We start from the raw sequence: 12,659 nt of genomic DNA on the forward strand, positions 1-12,659 counted from the left end.
GGAGAAGCCGGGAGGTGAGCGATGGGCGTGGGTGACTGGGTGCGGTCGTGGCCCGTCTACCGGCAGCTGACCGGCGCCGACCGGCTGGGGCGGGGCAGCGCGGCGCAGTCCGCGCGGTCGCGCTCCCTGCTGCCCCGCACGGCGTCGGCGGACCGGGTGGTCAACTCGGTGTGCCCGTACTGCGCGGTGGGGTGCGCGCAGAAGGTGTACGTCTCCGATGAGCGGGTCGTGCAGATCGAGGGCGATCCGGACTCGCCGATCTCGCGTGGCCGGTTGTGCCCGAAGGGGTCGGCCAGCAAGCAGCTGGTGACCGGCCCGCAGCGGCTGGACAAGGTGCTCTACCGCGCGCCGTACGCCACGCAGTGGCGGGAGCTGGACCTGCCGACCGCGATGGACATGGTGGCCGAGCGGGTGCTGGACGCGCGGCGGCGGGGCTGGCAGGACCACGACGAGCACGGCCGCCCGCTGCGCCGCACGATGGGGCTGGCGAGCCTGGGCGGCGCGACGCTGGACAACGAAGAGAACTTCCTGATCAAGAAGCTGTTCACGGCGCTGGGCGCGATCCAGATCGAGAACCAGGCCCGTATTTGACACTCCGCCACGGTTCCCGGTCTGGGAGCCTCCTTCGGTCGCGGTGGCGCGACGGACTACCAGCAGGATCTCGTCAACTCCGACTGCGTGATCATCATGGGCTCGAACATGGCCGAGGCCCATCCGGTCGGGTTCCAGTGGGTGGTGGAGGCCAAGGCGCGTGGCGCGAAGGTGTTCCACATCGATCCGCGGTTCACGCGGACGAGCGCGCTGGCGGACCGGCACGTGCCGTTGCGGGCGGGGTCGGACATCGCGTTCCTGGGCGGGGTGATCAACCACATCCTGTCCAACGGGCTGGAGTTCCGGGAGTACGTGCGGGCGTACACGAACGCGTCGTTCCTGCTGCGGGAAGATTTCCGGGACACCGAGGACCTGGACGGGTTGTTCAGCGGGTACGACCCGGCGACCGGGTCCTACGATCCGGCGAGCTGGCACTACGAGAGCGCGCGGCCGCGGGAGGACCGGGGTGCGCGGGCGAAGGAGCAGTCGGCGCCGGAGCAGCACGGGTCGGGTGGGCCGCCGCTGGAGGGCGGGGCGGACGAGATCGCCGCGGATCCGTCGCTGGAGCACCCGCGGTGCGTGTTCCAGGTGCTCAAGCGGCATTTCGCGCGGTACACGCCGGAGATGGTGGAGCGGACCTGCGGGGTGCCTGCCGAGGTGTTCGGTGAGGTGTGCCGGGCGTGGACGGAGAACTCGGGCCGGGAGCGGACGGCGGCGCTGGTGTACAGCGTGGGCTGGACGCAGCATTCGATGGGCGCGCAGTACATCCGGGCGGGGTCGATCATCCAGCTGCTGCTGGGCAACATCGGCCGCCCCGGTGGCGGGGTGTTCGCGCTGCGCGGGCACGCCTCGATCCAGGGGTCGACGGACATCCCGACGCTGTTCAACCTGCTGCCCGGCTACCTGCCGATGCCCGACACCTCGCACGAGAGCATCGGCGAGTACCTGCACCTGGTGCGGGGTGACCGGCAGAAGGGGTTCTGGCGCAACGCCGACGCCTACCTGGTGTCGCTGCTGAAGGAGTACTGGGGCGAGCACGCCACGGCCGGAAACGACTGGTGCTTCGACTACCTGCCGCGGATCAACGGCGACCACGGCACCTACCGCACGGTCATGGACATGATCGACGGGAAGGTGTTCGGGTACTTCCTGCTGGGGCAGAACCCGGCGGTGGGATCGGCGCACGGGCGGTTGCAGCGGCTGGGCATGGCGAACCTGGACTGGCTGGTGGTGCGGGACCTGGCGATGATCGAGAGCGCCACGTTCTGGAAGGACTCGCCGGAGGTGGAGACCGGGGAGATCGTGCCGGAGCGGTGCCGCACGGAGGTGTTCTTCTTCCCGGCGGCCTCGCACGTGGAGAAGTCGGGCACGTTCACCCAGACCCAGCGGATGCTGCAGTGGCGGGACAAGGCCGTCGAGCCGAGTGGTGACCAGCGCAGTGAGCTGTGGTTCTTCTACCACCTGGGCCGGATCCTGAAGGAGAAGCTGGCCGGGTCCACCGACGAGCGGGACCGGCCGCTGCTGGACCTGTGGTGGGACTACCGGATGGAGCACGGCGACGAGCCCTCCGCGGAGGACGTGCTGCGCCGCATCAACGGGGTGAACCTGCAGACCGGGCGCGCGCTGGACGGCTACCTGGAGCTGAAGGCCGACGGCAGCACGGCGTGCGGCTGCTGGATCTACAGCGGGGTGTACGCCGACGAGGTGAACCAGGCGGCGCGGCGGAAACCGCACGACGAGCAGGGGCCGTACGAGTCGGAGTGGGGCTGGACGTGGCCGCTGAACCGGCGCGTGCTCTACAACCGGGCCTCAGCCGATCCGCAGGGCCGTCCGTGGAGCGAGCGCAAGAAGCTCGTGTGGTGGGACGCGGAGCGGGGCGAGTGGACCGGGCACGACGTGCCGGACTTCGAAAAGACCAAGCCGCCGGACTACCGGCCGGAGCCGGGCGCGTCCGGCCCGGAGGCGTTGCACGGGGACGACCCGTTCATCATGCAGGCCGACGGCAAGGCGTGGTTGTTCGCGCCGAACGGGGTGCTGGACGGGCCGCTGCCCACGCACTACGAGCCACACGAGTCGCCGGTGCGCAACCCCCTGTACGGGCAGCAGGGCAATCCGGCGCGCAAGGTGTACGCGCGGGTGGACAACCCGTCCAACCCGTCGCCGCCGGAGCCGCACGGTGAGGTGTTCCCGTACGTGTTCACCGCCGCGCGGCTGACCGAGCACCACACGGCGGGCGGGATGAGCCGTCAGCTGCCCTACCTGGCCGAGCTGCAGCCGGCGTTGTTCGTCGAGGTGTCGCCGGAGCTGGCCGCCGAGCGCGGGCTGGCGCACCTGGACTGGGCGCACGTGGTCACCAGCAGGGCGGCGGTGGACGCGCGGGTGTTCGTGACCGAGCGGATGCGGCCGTTGCGGATCGAGGACCGGGTGGTGCACCAGATCTGGATGCCCTACCACTGGGGGCAGGCCGGCCTGGTGGACGGGGACGTGGTCAACGACCTGCTGGGCGTGGTGCTGGATCCGAACGTGTTCATCCAGGAGAGCAAGGTCGCCACCTGCGACATCCGGCCGGGTCGCCGCCCGCGGGGCCGCGATCTGCTGGCCTACCTGGAGGAGTACCGCACGCGGGCGGGGATCACCGTGGAGACCGGCACGCACCTGGACACCACGAGGGGATCGGAGGGGTGATGGCGAACAGCTTCTACGGCCCGCTCGACGATCCGGCGGGCGACGCGGGCCACCTCGAGCACCCGCCGCGGATGGGGTTCTTCACCGACACCTCGGTGTGCATCGGGTGCAAGGCGTGCGAGGTGGCGTGCAAGGAGTGGAACGGGGTGCCCGACGACGGGTTCGACCTGCTCGGCATGTCGTTCGACAACACCGGGATGCTCGGTGCGAACTCGTGGCGGCACGTGGCCTTCGTCGAGCAGCCGAAGGCGCCGTCGGTCGATCTCGGGATGCCCTCGTTCGACCTGCCCGGCGCGGGCAGCGGCGCGGAGAGCCGGACCGACTTCCGGTGGCTGATGAGCTCGGACGTGTGCAAGCACTGCACGCACGCCGGGTGCCTGGACGTGTGCCCGACCGGGGCGTTGTTCCGCACCGAGTTCGGGTCGGTGGTGGTGCAGCCGGACATCTGCAACGGGTGCGGCTACTGCGTGTCCGGCTGCCCGTACGGGGTGATCGACCGGCGCGAGGACGACGGCCGGGCCTGGAAGTGCACGCTGTGCTACGACCGGCTGCGGGACGGGATGGAACCGGCGTGCGCGAAGGCGTGCCCGACCGATTCGATCCAGTTCGGGGAGCTGGACGAGCTGCGGGAGCGGGCCGCGCGCCGGGTGGACGCGCTGCACGAGGCCGGGGTGTCGCAGGCGCGGCTGTACGGGGAGAGCCCGGCCGACGGCGTGGGCGGCGACGGCGCGTTCTTCCTGCTGCTGGACGAGCCGGAGGTGTACGGGTTGCCGCCGGATCCGGTCGTGCCGACCAAGGACGCGGGGTCGATGTGGAAGTTCGCGGGCATGGCCGCCTCAGCGTTCGTGGCCGCCGCGGTGTCGGTCTTCTTCGGACGGGGCAGGCGATGACGGGGCGGGGGATGGCGGAGCAGGTGGCGGTGCCCAGGGCCGAGTTCCGGTCCTACTACGGGCGGCCGGTGCTCAAGCCGCCGGTGTGGGAGTGGAAGATCCCGGCCTACCTGTTCACCGGCGGATTGTCGGCGGGGTCGGCGATGCTCGGCGCGGGCGCCGACCTGACCGGGAGGCCGGTGCTGCGGAAGGCGAGCCGCGCCGGGGCGCTGGGGGCGCTCGTGGCGTCGATGTACCTGCTGGTGGCCGACCTGGGGCGGCCGGAGCGGTTCCTGCACATGCTGCGGGTGGCCAAGCCCAGTTCGCCGATGAGCGTGGGCACCTGGATCCTCGTCGCCTACGGGCCGGGCGCGGGGCTGGCCGGGATGGCCGAGCTGGTGCCCAAGCGGTGGCAGCGCACGCTGCCCGGGCGGTTGGTGCGGTGGGCGGCGCGGCCGGCGGGGTGGTCGGCCGCGGCGATCGCGCCCGGGGTGGCCTCCTACACGGCGGTGCTGTTGTCGCAGACCGCGGTGCCGGCCTGGCACGAGGCCCACCGGCAGTTGCCGTTCGTGTTCACCGGATCGGCGGCGGCCAGCGGCGGTGGGCTGGGCATGGTGTGCGCGCCGGTGTCCGAGGCCGGTCCGGCGCGGCGGCTGGCGGTGCTCGGCGCGGCGGCGGAGCTGGTGGCGTCGAAGGTGATCGACCAGCGGCTCGGGCTGGTTTCGCAGGCCTACACCACCGGGAAGGCGCACCGGCTGCGGAAGTGGTCGGAGTACCTGACCCTGGGCGGCGCGGTGGGCGCGGTGGCGGGCCGACGCAGCCGGGCCGTGCAGGTGGTGTCGGGGCTGGCTTTGCTGGCGGGCAGCGCGTTGCAGCGGTTCGGGGTGTTCGAGGCCGGGGTGGAGTCCACGAAGGACCCGAAGTACGTGGTGGTGCCGCAGCGGGCGCGGGTCAGCCGGGCGATCGGGCGCTGAGCAGGGTCGCCAGCGAGAAGCTCTCGCCGCGGGCGAGCAGGCGCACGTCGGTGGCCGGGTGGCGGCGGGCGGCCTCGGTGAGGAAGTTCGACACCGGCGAGGTGAACTTGCCGTAGTCGTCGAAGTGCACCGGCACCACGTGGGTGGGGTTCATCAGCTCCAGCATCCGCCCGCCCTGCCGGTCGTCCAGGGTGACCAGGACGCCGAGCACGCGGGTGCCGCCCAGGTGCAGCACGGCCAGGTCGATGTCGGGGTAGCGGCGGCGGATCCCGGTCAGCTCGTCGTGGATGATCGTGTCGCCGCTGACGTAGAGGCGCAGCGTGGCGGCGCCGGGACGCGGGGTGTACTCCCAGATGCTGCCCATGACCGGCGGCAGGATCCGGTCGAGCGGGCCGCGGGCGTGCCGGGCGGGCACGGCGGTGACGGTGAGCTGGGCGTCGCCGTCGCGGAAGGTGTCGTGGTGCCAGGTGGGCAGGGCGACGGTGGACTGGAAGCCGCGTCTGGCCAGCCGCCGGGCGGCGTGCTCGGTGGTCAGGATGGGCACGTCGGGGGGCAGGTCCCGGCGGGCGATCCGGTCGAAGTGGTCGCCGTGCAGGTGGGACAGCACGACCCCGTCCAGCGGCGGCAGGTCGGCCACCTGCGCGGCCGGTTCGGTGCGGCGCCGGGAGACCAGGCCCTGCCCGAAGTAGGACCACTGGCCGCGGTGCAGGAAGTTCGGGTCGGTCAGCACGGTGAACGGCCCCAGCCGGATGAGGGTGGTGGCGGTGCCGATGAAGGTGAGCGAGTCGGCCGGGAACATGCGTCGGCCCCTTCCGGTCGGTGTCCGGCTACGGCTACCCATCGGGGGACGGATGATTCGGCCGCGGCTGGGTAGCCGCCCGGTATGGCACCTCCCGTCGTGCGACCCGTGTTCGGCGCGCTGGCCCGGTGGCGGCGGGCGCGCGTGTTCCATCCGCGCGGAATCCTGCTGCGGGGCACGCTCGAGACGCTGGCACCGGGCGAGCTGCCACTGCCGCCCGGTGGCCCGGTCGTGGCGCGGCTGTCCAAAGGGGCCGGTCTGCCCGGCCGGATGCCCGACATCCTGGGCGTGGCGCTGCGCATCCCGACCGACGAGGGCCCGTGGGACCTCACCCTGGCCAGCGCGAGCGCGCGGGTGCTGCTGCGCCCGGCGCGCGGCTGGCGGCGGGCGCGGTTCAGCAGCATCGTGCCCTACCGGGTAGCGCGCGGGCTGCGGTGGATCCTCGCCTCGGTGGACGGCCCGGAAAGCGCGTCGCTGGACGACGTCGGGTCCGTGACGGTCACCTGCAGCGTCGCCAAGCTGACCGGCCCGGCCACCCCGGTCGCGCGGATCGTGCTGGACACACCCCTGGGCGACGGCGAGCGCCCCAGCTTCGACCCGATGCTGCACAGCCCACCCGGAGCGCGCCTCTACCCGGACTGGCTGTCGCGCCTGCGGGAGCCCGCGTACCAGGGCAGCCGCGCCGGGCGCCGCTGAGTCCGCGCACATCCGGCGGACACGTCGTGACGGCGAGGAGACCGGCTTCGGCGGGTTCCTCCTGCTCGGCGCGGTGGCGCGGCGGGCTCGCTCTGGCAAGGGCCGGCCCCGGCCGGCGGCTACTTCGCGACGCTGTGCCGTGGGCGAAACCACGATCTTCGCCGGTAGGTTGGACGGCATGGCAAGGCCGAACAGCACCGTCGTCGTGCTCGCCGGCTCCGGCAGCGCGCAGATCCTCGCCGGGCTCGACGGGCTGGCCAACGTCCGCGTCGCGTCCTCGGGGGAGCCGGCCGCGCTCGTGGGGCAGACCCACGCGGCGTACGTGGTGCACGACCGGGACCCACTGGCCGGGGTCGCGGACGCCTGGGCCGGGTTCTTCGACCGGCAGGCACCGCCGGGCACGCTGGAGGTCGCGATCGAGGCCGCGGTGGCCGACCTGCGCCGGGGCGCCACGCTGCTGCCCGACTACTACCTCGTCCTCGACCCGGAATCCCTGCCCGCGACGGGGAAGCACTGGTGGCTGGGCGTGCTCGCCGGCGCCGCGCCCAGCCGGGTCGTGCCGGCCGCGCCGACGGTGTCCGCCGTGCGGGAGGCGCTCTCCCGGCTGCCCGCAGGCCGCTGGTGGCCCGACGACGTCGAGACCTGGCTGCGTGACCTGGTCCGCGTGGTGCCGGACCAGGTCGGGCTGCCGCGGCCGGCTCAGGCCTGAACGCCCCAGTCGCGGATGACCTCCGCGGTATCCGCGCCCGGTGTGGCCGGGGGCGCCGGCTCCGCGTTGGCGGTGCGGGAGAAGCGCGGGGCGGGCGCGGCCTGCGTCGCGCCGTTGATCTCGCGCACCGAACCACGCGTGGCCAGGTGCTCGTTCTGCGCCGCCTCGGCGAAGGACAGCACCGGCGTCACACAGGCGTCCGTGCCGTCGAACACCGCCGCCCACTCGTCGCGGGTGCGGGAGGCGATGACCTCGGTGAACCGCTCCCGCAGCTTCGGCCAGCCGTCGCGGTCGCCCTGCGCGGGCAGGTCCTCACCGTCCAGGCCCAGCCCCTTGAGCAGCTCGGCGTAGAACTGGGACTCCAGCGCCCCCACCGCGATGTACCGGCCGTCGGCGCACCGGTAGGTGTCGTAGAACGGGCAGCCGGTGTCGAGCAGGTTCGTGCCCGGCTCGTCGGCCCAGGCGCCCTGCGCCCGCAGCGCCCACACCATCTGCAGCAGCACGCTCGCCCCGTCGACCATCGCCGCGTCCACCACCTGGCCGCGGCCGGAACCCGCCCGCTCGACCAGCGCCGCGAGGACCCCGGTGACCAGGAACATCGAGCCGCCGCCGAAGTCGCCCACCAGGTTCAGCGGCGGGATCGGCTTGCCCGCGGTGTCGCGCACCGCGTGCAGGGCGCCGGTGAGGGAGATGTAGTTGATGTCGTGACCGGCCCGCGGCGCCATCGGGCCGTCCTGGCCCCAGCCGGTCATGCGGCCGTAGACCAGGCGCGGGTTGCGGGCCAGGCATTCCTCCGGCCCGACGCCGAGCCGCTCGGCCACGCCCGGCCGGAAGCCCTCCAGCAGCACGTCGGCCTTCTCGACGAGCTGCTGGACCAGCTGTTTGCCCTCTGCGGTCTTGAGGTCGGCCGCGATCGAGCGGCGGCCGCGCAGCACGTGGTCCCGCGCCTGTGGCGGCAGCACCTGCAGGCCACCCGAGGGCCGCTCCACGCGCACCACGTCCGCGCCGAGGTCGGCGAGGATCATCGCCGCGTGCGGTCCCGGGCCGATGCCCGCCAGTTCCAGCACCTTGATCCCGGCCAGCGGCCCCATCGGCGCTCCCCACTCGTCGTCGTGCAGTGCCCCGGATTGTGCCAGGCGTGGCGGCCGCCCGGGTGTGGCGTATTCCACCGCGATACCGGGACCACTCAGGAAACCAGGCGCATCATGGAGGCAGGGCGCTCGCGCCGGGCGCCGCCGTGGTGAGGGAGCAGCCGATGCCCTACCAAGACCTGGGAGCGTTCATCTGGCCCATCATGGTGCTGATCTGGGTGCTGGCCGCGTCCTACTCCCGCGCGGCGATGCACCAGCGCTGGCAGGCCCGCGCGCACCCCGCACCGGCCCGGCCACCCGGGCGGCCCGTCGACGCCCCCGACGCCGCCGAATCCCTGCGCGCCCTGTGGGAGACCGCGCGTGAGCGCTACGCCCGGATCGCGGGGGAGTACGGCGACTACGAGTCCGACCCCAAGCAGGTCCTGCGGCGGCCCGCGCTCGCCGATCCGGCGGTGCCCTCGACCAGCCGGTTCATCGACGCCTTCCACGAGGCCATGGCGCTGCACACCGACACCTACCCGCCCACCGACCTGGCCCGCAAGTACGTCGCGGCCACGGAGAACGCGGAAAAGGCCTGGCGGGCGGCCTGCGAGGCGGCCGACAGGCTGCGCGCGTCCCGGTTCACCACCGACGAGCGGGCGCTGATCAACCAGGGCATCAAGCTGCTCGAACTCGCCGAGGGCGCCACGACCCCACCCGAGCAGGAAGCCGCCTTCGCCGCGGCCCGCCAGGTGCTCGCCAAGCTCGAACGCAGCGCCGGCACCCGCCTCGACTGGCGCGTGCCCCGCCCGGCCCGCCAGACGATCGACCGGCTCGGGCGCCCGCCACTGCCCCCGGCGTGACGAAGGCCGCGCGGTCACGGCGGGTTCTCCGTCAGCGTGAGCGGCGAGCAGGTGGCACGTGGTGCAGCGGCGGGCCGGCGATCACGGTGTTGTGGATGGTGCCGATCCCTTGCACGGTCATGCGCACGGTGTCGCCGACGCGCAGTGGCGGTGGTTGCCGCTCGCCGCGCCATCCCCACAGTTCGGCGAGGCAACCACCGCCGCACGTACCGGAGCCCAGCACGTCACCGGGGCGCACCCAGGTGCCGCGGCTGGCGTAGGCGATCAGCTCGGCGAAGGTCCAGGCCATGTTCGCGAGCGTGTCGCCGCCGATGCGGGTGTCGTTGACGAAGACCTCCATGGCGAGGTCGTACCGGCCGTCGCTTTCGTGGCCGGCGAGTTCGTCCGGGGTGACCAGCACGGGGCCGAGGGTGGTGGCGGTGTCCTTGCCCTTGGCCGGTCCCAGGCCGACGCGCATTTCCCGGCTCTGCAGATCGCGGGCCGACCAGTCGTTGAGGATGGTGAACCCGGCGATGTGGTTCACGGCCTCGGCTGTGGACAGGTTGAAGCCCGCTTTACCGATCACGACCGCGACTTCGAGTTCGAAGTCCAGCACTTCGCACCCGGGCGGCATCGGGACCGGTGTGCCGGAGCCGATCGCCGCATGCGGGTTGGTGAAGTAGAAGGCGGGTGCTTCGTACCAGGCGTCCGGGACCTCGCTGCTACCGGTGATCGCGCGGAGCGAGCCGGCCGTGTGCTGTTCGAAGGTGATGAAGTCGCGGATGCTGGCGATCGGCACCGGGACCGCGATCGGCCCGGTTTCGTCCCAGTCCAGCCTCCGGCCGGCCGCCGCGGGCGCGGCGTCCCCGGTCGCCAGCACCTCGAAGACGTCGGCGGTCTCGGCGAGCGGATCGATGCGATCACCGTCGATGACGCCGTAACGCCGTACCCCATCGACGAGCAGGGAACCGATTCTCATGCCACGTCCTCGTCGAAGATCGCCACCGCGCGGGTCCAGCCGGCGGAGGCTCGATGGATCTTCACCGGGAAGCAGGCGACCTGGAAGCCGTGTGCCGGGAGGTTTTCCAGGTTGTGCAGCTTCTCGAGGTGGCAGTAGCCGATCTCGCGTCCGGCGCGGTGACCCTCCCAGATGAGGGAGGCGTCGTGGTCCCGGGCGTAGCGTTCGGCGGTGAACACGAACGGGGCGTCCCAGCTCCAGGCGTCGGTGCCGGTCACCCGCACCCCCTGTTCGAGCAGGTGCAGGGTGGCGGCGCGGCCGACCCCGCACCCGGAGGTGACGTAGTCGTCCTGGCCGTAGCGGGTGCCGGCGCGGGTGTTGACCAGCACGATGTCCAGCGGGCGCAGCTGGTGGCCGATGCGGTCGAGCTCGGTGTCGATGTCGGCGGGGGTGACGACGTGGCCGTCGGGGAGGTGGCGGAAGTCCAGCTTGACCCCGGGCTGGAAGCACCAGTGCAGGGGAACCTCGTCGATCGTGATGGCCCGGCGTCCTCCGTCCATGGTGGACGCGTAGTGGTAGGGGGCGTCGAGGTGGGTGCCGGTGTGGGTGGTGGCCTCGATCCGCTCGATCGCCCAGCCCTCCCCGTCGGGCAGGTCCGCGGCCGTGGCGCCCGGGAAGAAGCGGAGCATGTCCGGGACTGACTGCTGGTGGTCGATGTAGGTGATCGAGGGCCGGTGGCCGGGTGGGTCGGAGGCGATCCCGCTCCGCAGCGGGACCGAGATGTCCACGAATTTTCGCATGGCGAATCCTTCCGGGCGGCGTGGCCGGCCTCAGCGCGGGATGACGGGAACGAGCAGGTGGGAGGCGTGGTCACCGCCGAGGTGGACGGTGGCGGTGGTCGCCGGGCGGCGGAGACCGGGGTGGTCGTGGGTCATGAAGCCGAGGTCGCTGTCGCCGGTGACCAGTTCGAGGCGCAGCCGCTCGCCCGGGGCGAGTGTGATGCTGGTGGGCCAGATCTCGACCTCGAGCAGGGTCGGCTCGCCGTGCACGAGGGGGATCTCGCGGGTGTGGGTGTGCCACGGCCGGTACGGCAGTGACCGCTCCGGGTCGGTCTCGCGGTGTGACGCCTTGAGCCAGCCCATGGTCATCGGGACCGGGCCGCCCTGGGGGCCGATCGCCGGGATCGGCTCCCCGTCGACTCCGATGTGCTGCACCCGCGCGAAGACGTCGAGGTCGTCCTGCTCGGCGCTGAGCCACAGGCGCAGCGCGATGGGGCCGGTCAGCTCGAGCGGCTCGGACACCGGGGCGGTGTCGAAGCTGGCGGGGTAGGCCACCGTCGTGGCATCCGCGGGCGGGTCCCAGTCGAGGACGCCGTCGCCGAGGTGGAGTTCGCGCCACTGGGTCTGCGGGAGGGGGAAGTCCGTGGCGTCTCGCCACTCGACCTCGCGCCCGTGCCGGATCGCCAGTCGCACCGGGGCCACGCCGTCCATGCGGCCGGGCTGGTCTTTGAGGAAGCGGTCGAGGAAGCGCAACTGCAGATCCAGTGCCCACTCGGCGTAGTAGGGATCGATGTGGGTGCCGGTGTGCACCACGAGCCACTTGTCCCGCGACGCCGCGCGGGTCCAGCCTTCGATGTTGCCGCGCAGGTGCACGTGCAGCGCGCCCCAGTTGCCGGCCGACAGCACCGGAACGGTGACCCGGTCCAGATCGACGATGCGCGGCTGGTGGTATTCGTCGAGCACGCGATGCCGTGGGAGCACCTCCCGCCAGTCGTCGCCCTCAGTGCCGTTGCGCTGCGGGGTGATCTGGCGGTTCCACCAGAACTCGACGAACCCGTGGGCGTACAGGCCGCCCTGGTAGATGAAGTCGCGGTAGAAGTCGGTCGCGCCTTCCCAGGCCACGATCGCCGCGAGGTGCGGCGGCTGCAGCTCGGCCACCCTCCAGCCCATGATCGCGAGCCACGAGATGCCGCTGGAGGCCACCTTGCCGTTGGACCACGTCTGCTCGGCAGCCCACTCGACGACGTCGTAGAAGTCCTCGGAATCACCCGGGCTCATCAGGTCCATCCGGCCGGGTGACTTCCCGGTGCCCCGGGTGTCGGCGCGCAGTACCGCGTAGCCGCGGGCCGTCCACCACTCGGGATCCGGGGTTTCCCACACCATGTGCTCGTTCTGCGGAACGAGTTCGTAGAGCGGGTAGCGGTCCGGCCAGTGCACGTCCTTGCCGTACGGACTGATCGACGCCAACACCGGAAAGGCGCCGTCGTCGTCGGGCAGGAACACGTCGGCCAGGATCGGCGAGCCGGTGCGGGTGGGGACCTCGATGTCCCGTTCGATGCGCATCTCAGTACTCCTGTGAGTGGGGCAGGCGGGCCGGGCCGGGCGCCCTAAAAGCCAGTCGACTTGCATCAGGAGTATGTCGGGTCGCTCCCACTAAAGCAAGAGGACTTGTATTAGGGTGGGTTCT

The 12,659-nt window shown here is 72.2% G+C and carries 11 protein-coding genes; 6 read left to right on the plus strand and 5 right to left on the minus strand.

What is annotated here, in order from left to right:
* Positions 1 to 21: 21 nt before the first annotated feature.
* From fdh to nrfD, 3 genes are read left to right on the plus strand one after another with little or no spacing between them, the layout of a single operon-like run.
* Positions 22 to 3,276, plus strand: coding sequence for a formate dehydrogenase (gene fdh / locus IE290_RS04870; protein ID WP_229874198.1), 3,255 nt, complete (start codon positions 22 to 24; stop codon positions 3,274 to 3,276).
* On the plus strand, positions 3,276 to 4,166 hold the full coding sequence (locus IE290_RS04875) for a 4Fe-4S dicluster domain-containing protein (protein ID WP_229874199.1): 891 nt from the start codon (positions 3,276 to 3,278) through the stop codon (positions 4,164 to 4,166). The genes fdh and IE290_RS04875 overlap by 1 nt, the downstream gene beginning before the upstream one ends.
* 11 nt (positions 4,167 to 4,177) lie before the next feature.
* Complete coding sequence (gene nrfD, locus IE290_RS04880; RefSeq protein WP_229874202.1) at positions 4,178 to 5,119, plus strand: NrfD/PsrC family molybdoenzyme membrane anchor subunit; 942 nt, start codon at positions 4,178 to 4,180, stop codon at positions 5,117 to 5,119.
* Here the strand turns inward: nrfD and IE290_RS04885 are convergent.
* The gene (locus IE290_RS04885) at positions 5,097 to 5,918 is read right to left on the minus strand and encodes an MBL fold metallo-hydrolase (RefSeq protein WP_191243252.1); all 822 of its coding nucleotides are present in this window, start codon (positions 5,916 to 5,918) and stop codon (positions 5,097 to 5,099) included. The genes nrfD and IE290_RS04885 overlap by 23 nt on opposite strands.
* A gap of 84 nt (positions 5,919 to 6,002) precedes the next feature.
* Between IE290_RS04885 and IE290_RS04890 the strand changes: the two genes are divergently transcribed.
* Positions 6,003 to 6,614 (plus strand): hypothetical protein, encoded by a 612-nt coding sequence (locus IE290_RS04890; RefSeq protein WP_191243253.1) that lies wholly within the window; start codon positions 6,003 to 6,005, stop codon positions 6,612 to 6,614.
* Positions 6,615 to 6,792: 178 nt separating this feature from the next.
* On the plus strand, positions 6,793 to 7,323 hold the full coding sequence (locus tag IE290_RS04895; RefSeq protein WP_191243254.1) for a hypothetical protein: 531 nt from the start codon (positions 6,793 to 6,795) through the stop codon (positions 7,321 to 7,323).
* Here the strand turns inward: IE290_RS04895 and IE290_RS04900 are convergent.
* Entirely contained in the window at positions 7,314 to 8,414 is a 1,101-nt protein-coding gene (locus IE290_RS04900) for a CaiB/BaiF CoA transferase family protein (protein WP_191243255.1), read from the minus strand. The genes IE290_RS04895 and IE290_RS04900 overlap by 10 nt on opposite strands.
* A 164-nt stretch (positions 8,415 to 8,578) precedes the next feature.
* Here IE290_RS04900 and IE290_RS04905 point away from each other — a divergent pair, with 164 nt between their 5' ends.
* Entirely contained in the window at positions 8,579 to 9,256 is a 678-nt protein-coding gene (locus IE290_RS04905; RefSeq protein WP_191243256.1) for a hypothetical protein, read from the plus strand.
* Between the two features lie 31 nt (positions 9,257 to 9,287).
* On the opposite strand, the gene IE290_RS04910 is transcribed toward IE290_RS04905, so the two are convergent.
* Genes IE290_RS04910 through IE290_RS04920 form a run of 3 tightly spaced genes read right to left on the minus strand, consistent with a single transcriptional unit; the run spans position 9,288 to position 12,535 of the window.
* The gene (locus IE290_RS04910) at positions 9,288 to 10,214 is read right to left on the minus strand and encodes a fumarylacetoacetate hydrolase family protein (RefSeq protein WP_191243257.1); all 927 of its coding nucleotides are present in this window, start codon (positions 10,212 to 10,214) and stop codon (positions 9,288 to 9,290) included.
* Positions 10,211 to 10,993 (minus strand): cyclase family protein, encoded by a 783-nt coding sequence (locus IE290_RS04915; RefSeq protein WP_191243258.1) that lies wholly within the window; start codon positions 10,991 to 10,993, stop codon positions 10,211 to 10,213. The genes IE290_RS04910 and IE290_RS04915 overlap by 4 nt, the downstream gene beginning before the upstream one ends.
* 30 nt (positions 10,994 to 11,023) lie before the next feature.
* Positions 11,024 to 12,535 (minus strand): CocE/NonD family hydrolase, encoded by a 1,512-nt coding sequence (locus IE290_RS04920; RefSeq protein ID WP_191243259.1) that lies wholly within the window; start codon positions 12,533 to 12,535, stop codon positions 11,024 to 11,026.
* Between the last annotated feature and the right edge of the window lie 124 nt (positions 12,536 to 12,659).

Source organism: Amycolatopsis deserti (genome assembly GCF_014653945.1).
GTDB classification, from domain to species: Bacteria; Actinomycetota; Actinomycetes; order Mycobacteriales; family Pseudonocardiaceae; genus Amycolatopsis_E; species Amycolatopsis_E deserti.

Coding starts and splice junctions, on each gene's coding strand:
- IE290_RS04875 (WP_229874199.1), top strand. CDS start 3,276: ATGGCGAACAGCTTCTACGGCCCGCTCGACGATCCGGCGGGCGACGCG.
- nrfD (WP_229874202.1), top strand. CDS start 4,178: ATGGCGGAGCAGGTGGCGGTGCCCAGGGCCGAGTTCCGGTCCTACTAC.
- IE290_RS04885 (WP_191243252.1), bottom strand. CDS start 5,918: ATGTTCCCGGCCGACTCGCTCACCTTCATCGGCACCGCCACCACCCTC.
- IE290_RS04890 (WP_191243253.1), top strand. CDS start 6,003: ATGGCACCTCCCGTCGTGCGACCCGTGTTCGGCGCGCTGGCCCGGTGG.
- IE290_RS04895 (WP_191243254.1), top strand. CDS start 6,793: ATGGCAAGGCCGAACAGCACCGTCGTCGTGCTCGCCGGCTCCGGCAGC.
- IE290_RS04900 (WP_191243255.1), bottom strand. CDS start 8,414: ATGGGGCCGCTGGCCGGGATCAAGGTGCTGGAACTGGCGGGCATCGGC.
- IE290_RS04905 (WP_191243256.1), top strand. CDS start 8,579: ATGCCCTACCAAGACCTGGGAGCGTTCATCTGGCCCATCATGGTGCTG.
- IE290_RS04910 (WP_191243257.1), bottom strand. CDS start 10,214: ATGAGAATCGGTTCCCTGCTCGTCGATGGGGTACGGCGTTACGGCGTC.
- IE290_RS04915 (WP_191243258.1), bottom strand. CDS start 10,993: ATGCGAAAATTCGTGGACATCTCGGTCCCGCTGCGGAGCGGGATCGCC.
- IE290_RS04920 (WP_191243259.1), bottom strand. CDS start 12,535: ATGCGCATCGAACGGGACATCGAGGTCCCCACCCGCACCGGCTCGCCG.